Annotated in this window: 18 protein-coding genes; 13 read left to right on the forward strand and 5 right to left on the reverse strand. The window is 38.0% G+C overall.

Features of this window, described 5'->3' with window-relative positions; all coding sequences use genetic code 11:
• Window positions 1–4 precede the first annotated feature (4 nt).
• From N523_RS0111845 to icd, 3 genes are all read left to right on the forward strand, one after another.
• Window positions 5–2,689, forward strand: a complete 2,685-nt coding sequence (locus tag N523_RS0111845) for a 7TM diverse intracellular signaling domain-containing protein (RefSeq protein ID WP_028835148.1) — start codon at window positions 5–7, stop codon at window positions 2,687–2,689.
• Between the two features lie 97 nt (window positions 2,690–2,786).
• On the forward strand, window positions 2,787–3,527 hold the full coding sequence (locus tag N523_RS0111850; RefSeq protein ID WP_013465070.1) for a glycosyltransferase family 2 protein: 741 nt from the start codon (window positions 2,787–2,789) through the stop codon (window positions 3,525–3,527).
• 278 nt (window positions 3,528–3,805) lie between these two features.
• Window positions 3,806–5,056 carry an NADP-dependent isocitrate dehydrogenase gene (icd, locus tag N523_RS0111855; protein ID WP_028835149.1) on the forward strand — a complete coding sequence of 417 codons (1,251 nt, stop codon included), beginning with the start codon at window positions 3,806–3,808 and terminating at the stop codon, window positions 5,054–5,056.
• A gap of 11 nt (window positions 5,057–5,067) precedes the next feature.
• Here icd and N523_RS0111860 read toward each other — a convergent pair whose 3' ends face one another.
• Window positions 5,068–5,514: a hypothetical protein gene (locus N523_RS0111860; protein WP_013465068.1), complete on the reverse strand. Its 447-nt coding sequence runs from the start codon at window positions 5,512–5,514 to the stop codon at window positions 5,068–5,070.
• A gap of 155 nt (window positions 5,515–5,669) precedes the next feature.
• Between N523_RS0111860 and N523_RS0111865 the strand changes: the two genes are divergently transcribed.
• Entirely contained in the window at window positions 5,670–6,527 is an 858-nt protein-coding gene (locus N523_RS0111865) for a hypothetical protein (protein ID WP_028835150.1), read from the forward strand.
• Between the two features lie 22 nt (window positions 6,528–6,549).
• On the opposite strand, the gene N523_RS0111870 is transcribed toward N523_RS0111865, so the two are convergent.
• A complete protein-coding gene (locus N523_RS0111870) occupies window positions 6,550–7,497 on the reverse strand; it encodes a LysR family transcriptional regulator (protein ID WP_028835151.1) in 948 nt (315 codons plus the stop codon).
• A gap of 117 nt (window positions 7,498–7,614) precedes the next feature.
• Between N523_RS0111870 and aceK the strand changes: the two genes are divergently transcribed.
• The 4 genes from aceK (at window position 7,615) to lepB (ending at window position 11,869) form a co-directional block, all read left to right on the forward strand.
• Window positions 7,615–9,396, forward strand: coding sequence for a bifunctional isocitrate dehydrogenase kinase/phosphatase (gene aceK / locus N523_RS0111875; RefSeq protein ID WP_028835152.1), 1,782 nt, complete (start codon window positions 7,615–7,617; stop codon window positions 9,394–9,396).
• Window positions 9,397–9,791: 395 nt separating this feature from the next.
• Entirely contained in the window at window positions 9,792–10,754 is a 963-nt protein-coding gene (locus tag N523_RS0111880; RefSeq protein ID WP_028835153.1) for a zinc-binding dehydrogenase, read from the forward strand.
• An 86-nt stretch (window positions 10,755–10,840) separates the two neighbouring features.
• Window positions 10,841–11,095, forward strand: a complete 255-nt coding sequence (locus tag N523_RS0111885; RefSeq protein ID WP_008113615.1) for a DUF2999 family protein — start codon at window positions 10,841–10,843, stop codon at window positions 11,093–11,095.
• A 123-nt stretch (window positions 11,096–11,218) separates the two neighbouring features.
• Window positions 11,219–11,869, forward strand: coding sequence for a signal peptidase I (lepB, locus tag N523_RS0111890; protein WP_028835154.1), 651 nt, complete (start codon window positions 11,219–11,221; stop codon window positions 11,867–11,869).
• Between the two features lie 74 nt (window positions 11,870–11,943).
• Here the strand turns inward: lepB and N523_RS0111895 are convergent, their stop codons facing one another.
• Both N523_RS0111895 and N523_RS0111900 read right to left on the reverse strand, forming a co-directional pair.
• Window positions 11,944–12,657: a flagellar brake domain-containing protein gene (locus N523_RS0111895; protein WP_013465062.1), complete on the reverse strand. Its 714-nt coding sequence runs from the start codon at window positions 12,655–12,657 to the stop codon at window positions 11,944–11,946.
• A gap of 155 nt (window positions 12,658–12,812) precedes the next feature.
• Window positions 12,813–13,313, reverse strand: coding sequence for a fasciclin domain-containing protein (locus tag N523_RS0111900; RefSeq protein ID WP_028835155.1), 501 nt, complete (start codon window positions 13,311–13,313; stop codon window positions 12,813–12,815).
• 240 nt (window positions 13,314–13,553) lie between these two features.
• Between N523_RS0111900 and N523_RS0111905 the strand changes: the two genes are divergently transcribed.
• The 3 genes from N523_RS0111905 (at window position 13,554) to N523_RS0111915 (ending at window position 15,232) form a co-directional block, all read left to right on the forward strand.
• On the forward strand, window positions 13,554–14,084 hold the full coding sequence (locus tag N523_RS0111905) for a GlcG/HbpS family heme-binding protein (protein WP_036950478.1): 531 nt from the start codon (window positions 13,554–13,556) through the stop codon (window positions 14,082–14,084).
• 58 nt (window positions 14,085–14,142) lie between these two features.
• Window positions 14,143–14,619, forward strand: a complete 477-nt coding sequence (locus N523_RS0111910; protein WP_028835157.1) for a nucleoside deaminase — start codon at window positions 14,143–14,145, stop codon at window positions 14,617–14,619.
• A gap of 91 nt (window positions 14,620–14,710) precedes the next feature.
• Window positions 14,711–15,232, forward strand: a complete 522-nt coding sequence (locus N523_RS0111915) for a DUF2937 family protein (RefSeq protein WP_028835158.1) — start codon at window positions 14,711–14,713, stop codon at window positions 15,230–15,232.
• 14 nt (window positions 15,233–15,246) lie between these two features.
• Here N523_RS0111915 and N523_RS0111920 read toward each other — a convergent pair whose 3' ends face one another.
• Complete coding sequence (locus N523_RS0111920; protein WP_028835159.1) at window positions 15,247–15,789, reverse strand: Tll0287-like domain-containing protein; 543 nt, start codon at window positions 15,787–15,789, stop codon at window positions 15,247–15,249.
• 135 nt (window positions 15,790–15,924) lie between these two features.
• Between N523_RS0111920 and N523_RS19570 the strand changes: the two genes are divergently transcribed.
• A complete protein-coding gene (locus tag N523_RS19570; RefSeq protein ID WP_197019873.1) occupies window positions 15,925–16,098 on the forward strand; it encodes a hypothetical protein in 174 nt (57 codons plus the stop codon).
• 224 nt (window positions 16,099–16,322) lie between these two features.
• A complete protein-coding gene (locus tag N523_RS0111930) occupies window positions 16,323–16,964 on the forward strand; it encodes a hypothetical protein (protein WP_231485823.1) in 642 nt (213 codons plus the stop codon).
• The last annotated feature ends 69 nt before the right edge of the window (window positions 16,965–17,033 follow it).

A 17,033-nucleotide genomic window follows, 5' to 3' on the forward strand; every position in this document is an offset into this window, starting at 1 on the left:
AAGTATGCCAATAAAGGCAGCTCTAAAGCTATTTATATATTGTGTATTTATATGCTTTAGCAATTTAGCAGTGGCAAATGCACTTGAGCCTTTTGCTTATACTTTGAAACAACAAGATACTGATTTGCTTAATCAAGGCAGTGTATTTCAAGTCACTGATGGCGCTTTTCCGCGAGATCATAGCGATATAGAAACGTGGCTTGAAAAAAAGCAACCACAATCGAGAACATCGTTTTTTGGTGGTAGTTTTTGGTTTGTGATTAAGCTGGAAAACAAAACTGATTTAAATGAACTTGTGTTATATCCCTATAACACGCTGCTTTCAAAAATTGAGACGCGTATTTATGATATGTCGAATTTTGATGAGCCAATAAATCGTTATACAACGGGTGGCATTTACCCTAATGAGTTTGCATTTCATTATGGTAATAGAATCGAGCTGACGCCTAATCGGCCCTACATATTAATTGCAAAATTTCAAAGTGAATACTTTTATACCCCACCTAAATTAGTGCTTTCACCTTATGATGATTTTTTTGTGAAAAAAACATCAGATAACATGATTATGCTACTGTGCTTCGGGGTTGGTATTGCATTAGGTTTATATAATTTTCTTATTTACTTGGGTGATAGAGATAAAACCCATTTGTATTACGCTCTGTTTACCGCGTGCTGGGTATTAGCTTGGAGTCAGTTTTTTCATATACCAGATCAAATTTTTGGTTTTTACAACGCCCATTTTCATTGGCTAGGTTTTACCTTAATTCCCATCACAAATATCTTATTTTTTAACAGCTTACTTAAATTAAAGGAAACGTCTCCTCAATTATCACGGTTTTCAATTTACTTAGGCATTATTGCTACCGCAGGCACTCCATTTGCAATCATTTGGCCAGGTTTTGGCTTTATATGGGCTACTTTAGTAACGGGGGCTACTTTGTGCCTGGGTATGATTGTTGGTATACGAAGTTGGTTAAGTGGCTTTAAGCCCGCTCGCTATTTTGTTTTAGCGTATTTGGCGATGGCCATTCCTAATATGGTCGGCAATTTAACTAATTTAGGGCTAATTGAACCTATAAAGATGGATCTCTATTTACTTGGGCTCATTGGTACCGCACTCGATGCAGTGCTACTTGCTTTTGCCGTGGCAAATAAATTTAGCATTTTACACCATGAGAATGTTGAATTGACTAAAAATTTAGAACACAAAGTACAGTTGCGTACTCAAGAGTTACAACAATTAGCTGAAGAGCTTCGTGATGCAAGTGAAGCTAAAAGTCGATTTTTAGCCAATATGAGCCACGAAATTCGCACCCCAATGACATCAATTATTGGTTATGCTGATGGTATTATTTTAGGTGATATACAGCCTCATGAGAGAAACCATGGCATTCGGGTGATTTTGCAAAATAGTCGTCATGTTCTTGGCTTAATTAATGACATTTTGGATATGTCAAAAATTGAGGCTAACCGTCTAGAGATAGAGCTAGTTGAAACAGACTTGTTTGCCACTATTGCTGAAATCGAATCGTTATTAGGAAAACAAATTCGTGATAAAGGCTTAAAATTTAAAGTTGATTATCAATTTCCGCTACCTGATTGGATAGTCTCAGATCCAACTCGATTGCGACAAATATTATTAAATTTAGCAACCAATGCGCTTAAATTTACCAGCCAAGGTTATATAAAGCTAACGGTTAGCTGTAATAAAAAACAACTAATTATTAAAGTGAAAGATACGGGAATTGGTATGACCGACAGTGAGCAAAAAGACCTATTTACTCCCTTTCATCAAGCTGACTCGTCGATTTCTCGTAAATACGGTGGCACTGGACTTGGATTAAACATATCAAAAAGCTTAGCAACTAAACTAGATGGGGATATTACGGTTTATTCTGTACTCGGTAACGGCAGTGAGTTTTGTTTTACTATGGCACTGCATACAACGGAACATACAAAATGGGTTTACGCATTTGACGATATCTGTAAGTCACAAAACAAAGAGCTCCCTTTAAATAGTAACCAGCGAAATTTGATTGGTAGGGTACTCGTGGCTGAAGATCACCCAGAAAACCGACAGCTGATTAAGCGGATTTTAGAGCGAATGGGTTTAACTGTGGTGGCAGTAGAAAATGGCCGAGATGCTGCACAAGCGACACTTGATGAACAATTTGATTTAATTTTATTAGATATTCAAATGCCAATTATGGATGGTGAACAAGCAATTAATATTATGCAAGCAACAGGAGTAACAACACCGATTGTGGCGCTTACTGCGAACACGATGAAGCATGAAGTCGATCGTTATTTAAAACAAGGTTTTACCGATCATATTGCCAAACCCATCGATAGACGGTGTTTTAGTAGTAAAATCGCAAGTTATCTTGATATTGATATATGCGAAAATATTAAGCTGCCTGATGATGAGTTTGCACTGCTCAAGCAAGAATACATTAAAGGATTAAAAAAACAAAAACACACATTACAGTCGCAATTTAAGCAGGGTGATATAACCGGTTTTGCACGCAGCGTACATATGATCAAAGGAACAGCAGGGATGTTTGAATGCCAAGCACTGTATCAACAAGCTGTTGAGTTTGAAAAACGATTAAAATCCGCTAACGCCGTGCTTGATAGACATCAAGTAGAGGCTTTACTCAATACAATTGACGTTATTTTAGAAGCTTAAAACCATACTTTTTAAAGCCTTGTTTCCTGTGTTGTTATGATCTGTTTATAATAGGAAGATAATTTTTAAAATACAGTGTTATTAAAAAGGAAATTTTGTGAAGCTATCTGTTTGTATTATATGTAAAAATGAAAAGGATAAAATTGAGCGTTGTTTAGAGTCAGTAAAGTGGGCAGATGAAATCATTGTACTTGATTCAGGCAGCACTGATGAAACACGTGCTATTGCAAATAAATACACAGATAAAGTATTTGTGCGTGATGACTGGCAAGGGTTTGGTGAGCAAAGACGTAGAGCAGAAGCATTAGCAACTAACGATTGGATTTTTGCAATTGACTGTGATGAAGTTGTCAGTGAGCGTTTAAAGGAAGAAATAATAACGACATTGGCAAAATGCAATGAGAAAAATATTTTAAAGCTTAACCGTTTAACGTATTTTTGTGGCCAATTTATTCGACACAGCGGCTGGTATCCTGATCGTATTGCGCGTATCTACAATAAAAAAATAACAGGTTATAACCAAAACTTAGTGCATGAGTCTGTTGTAATGCTTGATTGTAAACCAATTGAATTGAAAGAAAATATATTACATTTTCAGCATGAAGATATTTTTGGCTATATGAATAAAAGAAACCATTATGCGCACATAGGTGCAGAGCAAATGGAAAAAAAGGGTAAAAAACCATCACTCTTGAAGGCAAGTAGTTCCGCTTTTTTTGCTTTTATCCGCCATTATTTTTTAAGACGTGGCTTTTTAGATGGTAAGGCAGGATTTGTTATTGCGGTTATACAAAGTCAATATAGCTTTAATAAATACTTATTTGCCTATTACAAATAATCTCACTTAGCAGGTTAATTTTATAATCATCCGGTGGTTAAAATTAATCTGCAGTTATGCTCTACTCAGTAATGCTCTACTCAGTAATGTTCTATTTGGTCGGGTGTTAAATAAAATGCCTGATGCCACCTTGGTTAAAAAATCGTTCCCTTATTTTTTCTAATAGTGAATACCGTGCAGTTATTCGCTGCGGTGATATCAATTATAAAAATGCAATTACAGACACCTATTAACGAACATGCTTTAATGAAAAGAGGATGTTTTTCTAGGTGTTAACAATGCAATATCAACATATTACTGTGCCAGAAAATGGTGAACATATACTTATTGATGAACAAGAACAGTGGCATATACCCGAACACCCTATTATTGCTTATATTGATGGTGATGGCGTCGGCCTCGATGTGATGCCAGTGATGCGAAAAGTAGTGGATGCCGCCATAGAGCATAGTTATGGCGCAAGACGCAAAATTCATTGGATGCAAGTTTACAATGGTGAGCAAGCTGCCAAGCTTTATGACGGTGATTGGTTCCCTCAAGAAACGATTAATGCAGTACGAGATTGTAAAATCGCGATTAAAGGCCCTTTAACAACACCGCTTGGAGGCGGATTTCGCTCGCTCAATGTCGCGCTTCGCCATGAAATGGATTTGTATGTAAATATGCGAACCATTAAAGGATTTAGTGCATTACCGTCACCATTAAAAAACCCATTTACCACGCATATTACTGTGCTACGTGATAGCAGTGAAGATGTGTACTCAGGAATTGAGTGGCAAGCGGGCAGTGTTGAAAATGAAAAAATGCTCGATTTTTTATGTGAAGAAATGGGCGTAACTCGGCTTCGTTTTACCCAAGAATGTGGTTTAGGTATTAAAAATATCTCTAAAGAGGGATCAGAGCGATTAATGCGCTATGCAATTAATTATGCTCTAAAAAATAATAGTGAATCACTCACTTTAGTTCACAAAGGTAATGTACTTAAGTTCACCGATGGCGCATTTAAGCGCTGGGGATTTGCACTGGCCAAACGTGAATACACTGCCGTTGAGCATCAAAACGGGCGCTGGCTTGAAATACAACGTGCTGATTTACCGCCCCTGGTTATTAAAGAAGTAATTGCCGATAATATGCTTCAGCAGTGTTTAATGGATCCTGGCCAATTTGATGTGGTGGCCACCACTAATCAAAACGGAGACTTTTTAGCCGATATGCTCAGTGCACAAGTCGGTGGAGTAGGGATTATGCCGGCGGCAAACTTAAATACCGAAGTTGCGTTTTTTGAACCCACACATGGTACATTTGAGCGCATAGCAGGACAAGATAAAGCAAATCCGAGCAGTAGCTTATTAAGTGCGGTGCTAATGCTTAAGTTTATGGGATGGAGTGAGGCTGCTTATTTAATTGAAAACGCGCTTGAAAGCACATTTGCCAGTGGACAGGTTACATTTGATTTAGCTCAATCAAATCATAACTCGACAACCTTAAGTTGCAAACAATTTGCCAACAAGGTTATCGAGCACTTTTAAAGGGCAGCATTTTACGCTGCAGAGGCGTTAGCTGTTTGCTCGCGATGAACGCATGGACGCTCTGTCAGCTCTGCAGCTCTGTGGTAAAGTTTATGGGCGCTTGGCTCATCACAGAGTGTGCCACTAAGCGTATCCATTAAAGCAACCACAATAATTGCAGGCACTTGGCAACAATATTCATCTAGAACGGCTGCGGTTGTTTGTGCATCTACATGACAATGTGGATGACTTTTACGTTGATATGCATTTAATAAAGTATTCACGTCGAGAATGTCGTTTTCTTGGTGTTTTGTTTTACGACATGCACACCCAAACTCATCAACTAACGTGGCTAACGCTTGGTAAACGTGTTGCGTTTGAAGTGTTGTTTTACGACACAATTGTTGTTCAATGAATTGATGTAAATTTGCATCAATGAATAATCCGTCTTGTTGTGTGAAGCTTGCTGATGTTTGCATAATTATTACTCTTAGTTTGTTGGCTTAACTTCACTGTAGCGCTAAGTGTAATATTAATGAAATTGTTGTTTTCAATAACTGATATTGATTTAATCAATTTTAGCGTAAAATTGATATTAAGTAGGTTTCTAAATATAAGGTAATTATAAAATCAAATGAAAATCGAATTATACAAAACGCCATATTTAGAGTTTGTTATAAACACTAATGATTTTAACTTTTATATAAATAACAAACAGATGATAGAGGCTCTAAAAGAAATTCTCTCTGGGTATGATGAACTTTTAAATCTTAAATCTTTTCTTCGAAAACATAAAAACTCACAAATTAGTAAAGATTTATTTAGATTAATGGAATTATTAAATGCAAGAGATCCTAAATGGCATCCGCTTTGTGGAAGTTTATATTTTACATTAACTTGTATGCAAGATTTAAAGAATTCAAATTTACATGCTTACAAAAGTTTCTTAAGAGATATAAGAAAACAGAGTAGTAGTGAATCTTGGAAAGGGTTGCAGTTTGAAATTAGCACTGCGAGAACATTATCTCTTAAATCATTAGAATTTATTAAGAATGAATCTCCAGATTTTATTGTAAAACAAGGAAATAATGAAGTATCAATAGAATGTGGAAGTGTTCGAGTAAATCAGGATAAGGGCAAATCTTTAGAGTATAAAATTGAAAGTGTTATAAATAAAAAAAATTTAAAAAAATATGCAAATGCTGATACTAGCTTACATATAGATATTACTAATATTGCTCACCATGATATAAACAATGGTAGATTTACATACTTTGATTCATTATGTAAAAAAATCAAAGCAAGGAAAGATGTAAAGTTTGGTGCCATAATTTTATTAATAACTTTCTCTGATAATAATGGGTATGGGGAAGGTTACAAAACTTTAAAAACTTCAAACTGTTCACATAATTTGGATTTATTCTTAGATTCGTATTTTCCAAGTGGTGATTTCCCTCTTAGTAATAAGCATAAGGTTCCTAAATTTATTTAGATTTACCTTAATGTTATAAACATTACCTATCAACCACTGTATTTGCGAACGCTAATAACTCACGTCTAAGCCATTGGTGCGCTGGTGTATGGTGTAATAACGGGCTCCATATCATTTTTACTTCTATGGGGACGATTTGAAATGGCACAGGGCTAATCACTAAATTAGTATGGCTAGTTAAAAGCTTTGCTTGACGACGCGGAAGGGTTGCAATGAGTTGCTCAGATTGACACAGTAAACTGGCAATCATGTAATGACGGGTAAAGACTCTTATTTTACGTGTTTGTTCTAATTGCCATAATGCCTCATCGACCCAGCCTAATTTTTGTTTACCTGATTTATTGGTTACAGCGGGTTCGGGGCCCCAGCCGGCTCGATTAACCCAAATATGTTCACTTTTTAAGTATTGGTCTAAGTTTGCATCGTTTAAAAATGGATTATGTGGATGGGTTAAACAACAGTAGTTATCTCGCCATACAGTAGCTTGATGAAAAGAGCGCGGCAGACCATTAAAACGGTTTATTGCCAAATCGATAGTGCCTTTTTCCATATCCTGTAGGTTCACGTCGCTGGGGCTAAGTACATCGAAGTCAATGCCCGGATTTTTAGCTAGCTGCTCGCAAATAAAGGGGGCAATTAGCGTCGATTCTAAATAATCGTTTGCCATAATACGAAACGTAACCTGTGCAGTAGCGGGATTAAATTGCTCACTGGGCTGCGTGATCTCTTCTGCCATTTTTAACAGCGCTTCAATCTCGGGCTTAAGGGCAAGTGCTTTAGCCGTGGGAGTCATAGAGCCCGCAGCTCGTACCAGCAAAGGATCGTCAAATAAGTCTCTTAGGCGTTTTAACGCATTGCTCATAGCAGGTTGTGTTAATGCGAGTTTATTGGCCGCTTTAGACACACTTTTTTCATCTATTAATACATTTAAATAGACGAGTAGGTTGAGATCGACATTTCTTATATTCATATGATCAATTTTATTTATTTGCTGTATTAATTATCTAAATTAAAGCGTGCTTGCTAAGGTGTAAACCTCTAATAAAAAATAATCAGCATAATTGCTAAAAATAGAAGCGCCTATACTATGCCTAGCACGTCGTTAACGTCTACCCACAATCCTATACAAGAACTCATAGCTACTAAGTTAGCACGCGCTGTATTTGCTGGCTTTGAAGCTATGTTTGCACAGTTCTTAAATATTACCTTAGGGGCACAAAGTCGCTTTGAACAACGCCAATATCATGAGGTGCAAGCGGCAATGCGAGCGCGCTTGCAAGTGTATGAGCGTCAAGTAAAGCAGGTGAGTGAGGCCGTTAAAGTGATTGCCTATGATGAACTAAACTGTCCACAAACATGGCAACGTGCAAAAAATATTTATGGCGAAATGGTTAAAGAGCATGAAAACCAGCCAATTGCACATACGTTTTTTAATTCTACTTTTGGCGCTATTTGGGATGATAAAAAAATTCGTACGGTGCATTTATTTGTCTTAAAAGCAAAGTACCGGGGGCAACCACGTTCTTATGAAGGATTAGTGAGTCGTATTTCCTTAAAAGAAGGGTTTGATAGCGCAGTTAAAACCTTAGTTAATGAACAAGTGTTTAGAGTGCCATTTAAAAGTTTAAACGAGGACTTAGCTAAACTACAAGCAACGTTAACCCAAGGGGCGCAGCAACAATGCAGACAAGTGTATGAGCTAATAAGTTTAAATGACGGCTATATTGAGTACGCCAATTCACACTTTTACCGCAATAAAGCGTGTTATGTAATAGGACGATGTATTGCTAAAAATGGCGATAATATGCCCTTTGCAATAGCCATTTTAAATACCCCTGACGGGCTTACAATTGATGCTGTAATGATGGGCGCTGATCAGCTTAGCTTGTTATTTGGCTTTGCGCGCACGTACTTTATGGTAGATACCGACCAACCTGCAAGGTATGTAGATTACTTAAGTGTGTTAATGCCTCACAAACAACGGTTTGAATTGTTTAATGCGATAGGTTTTATTAAACATGCGAAAACAGAATTTTATCGCTATAAGGTGGACACGACTAAAAGTAGCCCCGAGCAATATAAATATCATTTAGCGCCAGGTACACCAGGTATGGTCATGCTTGTTTTTACAATTGATGGCCTAGACTATGTGTACAAAGTAATAAAAGATAAATTTAGTGCACCAAAAACGGCGACAAAACAGCAGGTAAAAGATAAATATAACTTTGTAAAACAGGCTGATAGAGTAGGGCGATTAGTTGATACTCATGAATTTAGATACCTAGCCTTTGATTTAAGTCGTTTTAGTGATGAATTGCTTACACAAATGAAAAAACACATTGGTGATAGCTTAATTATTTCGGGTAAAGCGTTAATACTCAAACATGTCTATGTTGAGCGAAAAATGACACCGCTTAATTTATATATCGGTCAATGTACCAGTAAATCACTGCAGCAGGTGATGGTTGATTATGGTAAAGCGATTAAAGAGCTTGCCAGTGCTAATATTTTTGCCGGTGATATGCTAATGAAAAACTTTGGTGTGACACGTTGGGGGCGAGTGGTATTTTATGATTACGATGAAATTTGCCCTCTTACTGATTGTAATTTTAGAGAAGTGCCAAATACTGACAACGCGTTAGAGGAAATAAGCTCACATTCTTATTTTGATATAGACCAAAATGATATATTCCCGAGTCAATTTAAGGTGTTTTTTAGTGCCAGCAGCAGTGCCTTTAGCCATTTTAATCATTATCATAGTGATTTATTTACGGCAAAGTACTGGAAAATGACTCAGCAAGGTATTGAGCAAGGTCAGCTTCCTGATGTATATCCTTATAAACAAAGCTGGCGCTTTAATAATTTATAGTTTTGTTTATCTTTCAAGGTTAAATTTGAAGTTGTGTTTTTAGACAATGCTTCCCCAGCAATTGCTAATAACGCAGCATAAATGCAGAACATGTACTGCCCAACGAGTTCGGTCTGAATTGAACAAAGGTTAGTCCACAAAGGCCAATAAACTGATTAAATCAGCACTGAATTTTTGTGCTTAAGGCGCTGTTAACTCCAAAAGGAGTATTATGAGTTTAAATTAGTTGGCTTTGCTTTTTTGTCAGGCTTTGTGTTTGCCAGTGCTAAAACCCCGAGGTTACATCAATAAAATTACTAACCACTACACACTTTAAATATATTACACAGAAAATAACGAGTTAGTTGAAGCCGAAGTATGGCGAAAATCAAATAGAATAAAATACGAGGAGATTTATGCAGTACATTTCACATCAAGATCAGCAATTAACGTTTGAACAAACCGACAAGCCGCAGATTAGCAGTAATGAAGTATTGGTAAAAGTAGCAGCGATTGGCGTTAACCGCGCCGATTGTATGCAGCGCCAAGGTAAGTATCCTGCTCCTGAAGGGGATAGCCCTATTCTAGGACTCGAATGTGCAGGTACCGTGTGTGAGCTTGGCAGTGAGGTAGATCCTAAATGGCAAGATAAGCGTATTTTTACTCTATGTGCCGGTGGTGCGTACAGTGAATATGTCGCGGTAGATGCGCAGCAATTAATGGAATTGCCAGATAATATTTCTATGGCACAAGGTGCTGCTATTAGTGAAGTGTATTTAACTGCCTTTGGCGCACTCTTTGAGTTAGGAAAACTACAATCAGGGCAAACGGCGCTTATTCATGCCGGTGCCAGTGGCGTAGGCGGAGCGGCTATTCAAATGGCAAAAAGTGCCGGTGCACAGGTGGTAATAACAGCAGGGTCTGATGAAAAATGTGAACACGCTAAAAGCTTGGGTGCTGACCATGTGATTAATTATAAAACCACTGATTTTGTTGAATATATGAAGGCACATAACTTAAGTGCAAACGCCATAGTCGATCCGGTTTCTGGCCGCTATTTGAATAAAAATGCCAAAGTGGCCGCAATGGATTGTCAGATTGTGATGCTCGCATTTTTAGATAGTCGCTTTGCCGAAGTCGATTTTGCACGCTTATTACAAAAGCGCATTTCGTTTCATGCCTCCACATTACGTAATCGCAGTATCGCGTTTAAGCGTGCGTTAAGAGATGCATTTGTCGCGCGCTTTTATGATGATATTGCCAATCAAAAGTATGACTTTAATATTTATAAAACCATGCCATGGCAACAAGCTAGTGAGGCACATGCCATTTTAGAGGGTAATGAAAACTCAGGTAAAGTTGTATTGTTGGTAGAGTGAAACAAGTAATGCCACAGGGATTAATATTGTTAATCCCTGTATGAGGCCATATACTTTAACAAACTATTTCGATTTTAAGGTTAATAATGAATCCAATTATTGCAATATTAAAAGAGCACAATGTCAGCGATGAAAAAGTAGCGGCATTATTTGAAGCATTTACCCAAAACCCAATGATGGCTATGGCTTTAGTACAAGAGCTGGGCATACCACCTGAAAAACTTCAGCAATTGATGGCGGTAGTAATGACCCAACCTCATTTAATTAAAGAAGCAACGGATGAATTAGGTTTAGATTTTGCAAAAGTACAAGAAGCGAAAGACAAGTTAAACCAGCAGTAAACTATCTTTAGAGACATGTTTTATGCATGTCTCTATCCCTAAACATGTTTTGTTACACACTCATTTGAACGGCTCTGCATTTATACAGTCAAATAAATACTTAACCTATAGCAGAGACAAAACATGAAGCGACTTTATAAATTTTGGAAAAATAACCGTTCTTTAATCGTTTTTATTATTTTAATGAGTGTGTTTCGTAGTGCCGTCGCCGATTGGTACGAAGTACCAACAGGTTCAATGAAACCGACTATTGAAGAAGGCGACCGAATCCTTACCGATAAAATGGCGTATGATTTACGTATACCATTTACGCATGTATCCCTGTTAAGACTGGCAGAACCACAAACCGGCGATATTATTGTATTTGATTCTAAAGTGGCGGATAACCGTTTAATAAAACGCGTTATTGGCACTCCAGGTGATATAGTTTCATTGCAAAATAACGAATTGACCATTAATGGCGAGAAAGTAAGTTATAGCACTTTAAACGAGAGTATTCGGTGGCTAGATAAAACTGAGCACTTAAAGGGGCATGCTCATACCATACGGCTTACCAAATCGGCAGCAAGCTTAGTGCAGTTTCCGGCAACACCAATAGCAGCAGATCATTATCTGGTTATGGGTGATAACCGCGATAACAGTGCGGACTCACGGGTTATTGGATTAATTCCACGTGATGAGTTGCTTGGTCGGGCAGAGCGAGTGATTGTCTCGCTTGATTATGATGATTACTACTTGCCAAGAAGTGACCGGTTTTTGAAGCGTTTAGAATAAAAAACTAACTATTACAATGGCTAAGCAAAATTGGTTAGCCATTGCTGTTTTTGCAGGTAGGATTATTTAAGGCATTAATCAATATCAATCGAGTAAGCTTCTAACAGCTTGTTAAGCTTAACTTGCTCTGAAGCATCAAACTCTATACCAACGCTAAGGCGGTTGCCTTTCATTTGGTTATTCCTAATGTAAGACGTAATAATTACAGGCTCGTTGTCTAATGGAGAAAGTATATGCACAAAAACTTGACGTTTTTTTAGTGCAACAAATCCAGAGCTTACGTGAATAGCAAAGCGACAGCCACTCGGAGAAATATCAATAATTAAACCGTGCAATAAGCTTTTATTATCAGCATCAATATCGCCTTTATGTAAACTAATTTTGGCCGGAATGTGTGTAGGCAACCTGCTAGTTTCACGTAATTGGCGGCTTTCAATTTTTTTAGGGTAAGCTAAATAAATTAATCGTTCAGGGCGAAATGAAATCGCTAATATGCTGGTTGAAAAAGCAACACATTCGCCCCGTTCGTCTTCAATGATATAACGTACAATAGCCCCATTACCTTCAACTAAAATGTCGCTGTAATCATTTTTACCTGCTTGAGCAGGGTATTTTAATATTAAATATTTACCGGTGTCGTAGCCGATTAAAGTGAGTTTAAAGCGAACCTGAATGGGATTGTTAAATTGTATATCAATTAGCTTTCCCGGGAGTAAATCGAGGAAAAACTTCTTTTGATCTTCAGTTGGTTTATCTTCAACAGTAGTATTATTTTTATTTGTTTCCACAAACACTTTCTCAATATTAACAGACGCTTAATTATCTTTTAATATAGTGTAAAAATCACTAGTATAAAAGAGGGCATTTAGTAAAAGAAAATAATACTTTGTGCTTGTAATAGTGAGCGGGGTTAGTATTTTACTCCGCTGTGGAGATTAGATTGTTACTCTTTTGGCAACAAAACAGTATCAATGACATGAATCACGCCGTTGCTCGCTTTTACATCTGCCATTACTACGTTGGCATTGTTGATCATAACAGAGCCATCATTGGTGGTTACATTCACAGACTGACCTTGTACGGTCGCTGCACTGTCTAATTTTACAACGTCTGCAGCCATCACTTTTCCTGATATCACATGGTAGGTAAGAATTGCAGTTAACTTGTCTTTATTTTCGCTCTTAAGAAGGTTTTCAACGGTACCTGCTGGTAGTTTAGCAAATGCTTCATCAGTTGGCGCAAATACAGTAAAAGGGCCATCTCCTTTTAACGTATCAACGAGGCCTGCCGCTTTGACAGCTGCAACGAGTGTTGAAAAAGAACCATTGGCAGCAGCTACATCAACGATATCTTTTTTCATACCATGGTGATCGGCATGAGCTGCTGTAGATAGGGTTAAACTTGCTAATACAAAAGTCAGAACAGACGCTATTTTCTTAAACATGTTACTTTCCTTTAAATTGATTAGATGTCGGTTAAATGTTACGCCGGGTTGCTAGCTTACGATCATTTTAAAAAAGGGTGGGTCATTGCCTTATCACAATAAAGGTATTTAATAAAAAGCAAAGCCTGCTATTAACCCTCCTAGTGAAAGCTTTTATGAGTAAACACGGTCTGTTTATTTTCAATTTTTTATATCCAGTTCAGCGATATAACGTCATTAATTAACAATAGGAAATAAACCATGAAAAAACGGGCTATTTTTACAGCGCTCATTGCATCACTTTCTTCATTAGCGTCTGTTGCTGGACAAACTGAAATGCAGATAAATACTCATAATCAACAGCTTGAAAATGTGGCTATGGTGGCACAATTAACGGGTGAAATGGCACAGCGTATAGTCAATGAAGCGTCTGCAGCGGCGCTCAAGGACAATTTAGCTGTATCAATAACCGTTGTGGATGCATCTGGGCAAACGCTGGCGGTACTTCGCGATCATCGTGCCGGTGTTCATACTCTTCGTGCCAGTTATAAAAAAGCCTATACCGCCAATTCGCAAAAGCGAGAAACCGCAGTTATAGCAAAAGGCATAAAAGAGGGCACTATTCCAGCAGACCTTCGTTATTTAGATGAAAACATTTTAATATTGGATGGCGGGGTGCCTATTTATATTAACGATACTGTGGTGGGGGCTGTGGGAGTTGGCGGTGCTCATGGCAGTGAGGATGTACGTGTTGCAAAAGCAGGGATCAAAGCGTTATGGTTAGCGCAGTAGAAAAACAGATCACGTTACTAAATATCCCCAAAAGTGATAGTAAAGGAGTTTACAGATTATGAACGAGACTGATTTAGCGCACTTAAAACGCACCGTAGCGCTAGCTAAAGAAGCGTTAGAAGCAGGTGATGAACCGTTTGGCTCTGTGCTTGTTGATGCTAATGGGCATGTATGTATGGAAGATCGCAACCGTGTTGCGGGTGGCGATCATACTCGTCATCCTGAGTTTGAAATTGCTCGTTGGGCAGCCAACAATATGACCCCAGAGCAACGCGCTGGGGCTACTGTGTATACCTCAGGGGAACATTGTCCTATGTGCGCCGCAGCACACGCATGGGTAGGTTTAGGTCGAATTATGTATGTCAGTTCATCTGCGCAATTAACTAGCTGGCTTAGCGAGCTCAAAATGACTAAGTCGCCGGTTAACCCGTTACCTATTGAAGCGGTTGCTCCTAATGTCGCTGTTTATGGGCCAGTATCAGCACTTGTTGAGCAGGTTCACGCCCTACATCGTCAATTCCACCAAGCAGATTAACAGCGCAGCAGCGCATGGTATTTAGACTAAAGCGACTACCTGCTATAGTTAACGGTAGTCACTTTTATTAAACGCAGCACAAGGGATTATTATGATCGTTAACCTGTTCGATAAGTTAATATTTGCTTGCGCTTTTATTGTTTCATTGCAACTACCGCAGCTGAGTGATCATTACAAACAACATTTAGCGGGCTTGTATCATGCGACCAAGTGGCAAGTTGATGGCTATGCAAAAACGGCCAAGCAATATAACTTTTCTAGCACGCAAGCGATGATAAACCGCCACTTAGCTAACGCTGAACCTAGCGTTAGAGCCGATGCAAATCAAAAACAGCAAACATTACTGCAATTTGCCGATTTAAAAAAAGGGATGGCTATTTTTGAACAAGGTAATTTAGTGCAAAAAATGCTGTATATGTTCTCCCCTGAGCGCGTTGACAGATTACAAAATACACTTGATAACTTTAAGTTAGGTATCCCTTTAACCGCGAGTGCAGTGTTGTTTGCATTGGTATTAGCTATTTTATTAAATCAATTACTTATGCTGCCACATACTTTATATGTTAGGCGTAAAAAGCGTATTGCATCCGATGCGGTAAAATTTAATAGCTGATCGTCAATGAATTATCATTGGTAATTTTCACTGGCCCTTTTAACAACAAATGCGCCACGAATGTCACCCAGTTTAAAATCAGTTGCCTGATCATTAGGGTATAAAGTCGCTATTTTTTTAGAAACTGTGGGGTCAATCTGACTGCCATGACACGCTAAACACGCTTTTTGAGTAGGAATCGCTTTTACAAAATACCAGCCATCCGGTCTTTGCTCTTGATATTCTATGCTTGCTACCGGCTCGCCATTGAGCTTACGTTGTTCAAAGTTTAATAAAACATTTTTGAGCCATGCATCGGGTTGATTATCTGAGTTACGAGTTTTCAAAGCACTGCGGCTAATTTGCCAAGGACTATTGCTGTGTTGTGAAGCGATAGCGGGTGCAGCTGTATTACATACACTTATTGCCGCTAGTGGGCCGCTTTGTTTCATAGTACTAACCAGTACCTGTTTTAAATCACTTGAAAATGCTTTGATGGTTTGTCGTGCATCGTCGGTATTGCTAGCAAAAGCAGCGGATGAAATAAATAAACTGGAAAAAAGTAAAATAATGCGCATAATACACCTCTAAACATTAGAAGGTTCTAATATACAGGGTGTCAGGTGTTTTTCAAGTAAATCGTTTAGCGTTTAAGCACTTTTTTACTTAAGGTACCGCGCCTAAAATCGATAAACAGTTTCAAGAGAAAAGATATGCACAATAAGCACGATGAGAATAAAATAATAAACCAACAAAATAACCATGATGCTGGTGGACTTAATGCACAAGATCCATTAGCCGCTATTAAAGCAATTCGACTCGAACAGTTAGCGCAATGTCTGCTTAAAACACAAAAAGAAATACAGCACATGCAAAACAAAAAATAGCCTTGGACGATAAAAACTTGCTAAGTTAACGTTATTAATTTTAAAGGCTGGATAGTGCAATTAATCCTTTATCTATAAAACATCCGCATCAAATTATTACTTTTATAGCTTGGCTGTGCGCTTTAGCTGTGATGTTAATAGGGCTACTTGCGCCTGAAAATAAACGTGTTTTAATGCTATTGACACTGAGTTCGCTCTGCTTACTTGTGTTTAATAGTGTAACGATGTCAGCTTGTGTATTTAAACGTTTTAAAGACCAACAATTACGCTTTATTGCTCTTTTAGGCAGTGGCGCTTTTATGTTGTGTATCGCGGGTGATGTGGTTAATTTTAATTTACCCCAACACTATTATCGCTATAGTACCTTGATAAAACATGATTACTTAGTGGATTCAATCTTATTTTTTGCACCTGGTTACAGCCTTTTATTTATAGCCTGTGTGTTAGCTTTTAATATAAAACGCCGGGTGTCGCTTATAAAAAGTGCACTTTTTTTTGTTGTTGTGTTGGTGCTAAGTAGTGCGTCGTTCTCTTCTATGTATCTTGAGGGGGCAGGAGATACTATTTTAGCTATGACAGGGGTTTATAGCTTAGTGATAACGGCTGTTGGACTTATGGGTCTGGTATTAGTTGTTGCCTATGGTGGGATTAACGCACCCAAATCAATAGTGTGGGTGAGCTTAGGGCTTTTCCTTGCTGCATTGGCTGATGCCATTATTGGTGCTTTTTGGATTTATGGTAATCAGGGGCAAGGCTTTTACCCTCAAGTGCGCTATATAAACTGGTTTGTGTATATTAGCTCGCAAAGCTTGGTGATTCACTTAGCAAAAGTTGTTGCAGTAATACCAAATCGCAATAATGCTTAATTATTTTTCAGGGAGCAAACCAGAGAATAGCGGCGTTAAAAATTCTTATTAGAATAGCTAAATAACAGA

This window comes from Pseudoalteromonas sp. 23_GOM-1509m (assembly GCF_000518425.1).
GTDB lineage: Bacteria > Pseudomonadota > Gammaproteobacteria > Enterobacterales > Alteromonadaceae > Pseudoalteromonas > Pseudoalteromonas tetraodonis.

Excerpts from the sequence above, each read along its gene's own strand:
- icd (WP_028835149.1), top strand. The coding sequence starts at position 3,806 with ATGCAATATCAACATATTACTGTGCCAGAAAATGGTGAACATATACTT.
- N523_RS0111900 (WP_028835155.1), bottom strand. The coding sequence starts at position 13,313 with ATGTTTAAGAAAATAGCGTCTGTTCTGACTTTTGTATTAGCAAGTTTA.
- N523_RS0111905 (WP_036950478.1), top strand. The coding sequence starts at position 13,554 with ATGAAAAAACGGGCTATTTTTACAGCGCTCATTGCATCACTTTCTTCA.
- N523_RS0111865 (WP_028835150.1), top strand. The coding sequence starts at position 5,670 with ATGAAAATCGAATTATACAAAACGCCATATTTAGAGTTTGTTATAAAC.
- lepB (WP_028835154.1), top strand. The coding sequence starts at position 11,219 with ATGAAGCGACTTTATAAATTTTGGAAAAATAACCGTTCTTTAATCGTT.
- N523_RS0111930 (WP_231485823.1), top strand. The coding sequence starts at position 16,323 with ATGTCAGCTTGTGTATTTAAACGTTTTAAAGACCAACAATTACGCTTT.
- N523_RS0111860 (WP_013465068.1), bottom strand. The coding sequence starts at position 5,514 with ATGCAAACATCAGCAAGCTTCACACAACAAGACGGATTATTCATTGAT.
- N523_RS0111885 (WP_008113615.1), top strand. The coding sequence starts at position 10,841 with ATGAATCCAATTATTGCAATATTAAAAGAGCACAATGTCAGCGATGAA.
- N523_RS0111920 (WP_028835159.1), bottom strand. The coding sequence starts at position 15,789 with ATGCGCATTATTTTACTTTTTTCCAGTTTATTTATTTCATCCGCTGCT.
- aceK (WP_028835152.1), top strand. The coding sequence starts at position 7,615 with ATGCCTAGCACGTCGTTAACGTCTACCCACAATCCTATACAAGAACTC.
- N523_RS0111915 (WP_028835158.1), top strand. The coding sequence starts at position 14,711 with ATGATCGTTAACCTGTTCGATAAGTTAATATTTGCTTGCGCTTTTATT.
- N523_RS0111880 (WP_028835153.1), top strand. The coding sequence starts at position 9,792 with ATGCAGTACATTTCACATCAAGATCAGCAATTAACGTTTGAACAAACC.
- N523_RS0111910 (WP_028835157.1), top strand. The coding sequence starts at position 14,143 with ATGAACGAGACTGATTTAGCGCACTTAAAACGCACCGTAGCGCTAGCT.
- N523_RS19570 (WP_197019873.1), top strand. The coding sequence starts at position 15,925 with ATGCACAATAAGCACGATGAGAATAAAATAATAAACCAACAAAATAAC.
- N523_RS0111870 (WP_028835151.1), bottom strand. The coding sequence starts at position 7,497 with ATGAATATAAGAAATGTCGATCTCAACCTACTCGTCTATTTAAATGTA.
- N523_RS0111845 (WP_028835148.1), top strand. The coding sequence starts at position 5 with ATGCCAATAAAGGCAGCTCTAAAGCTATTTATATATTGTGTATTTATA.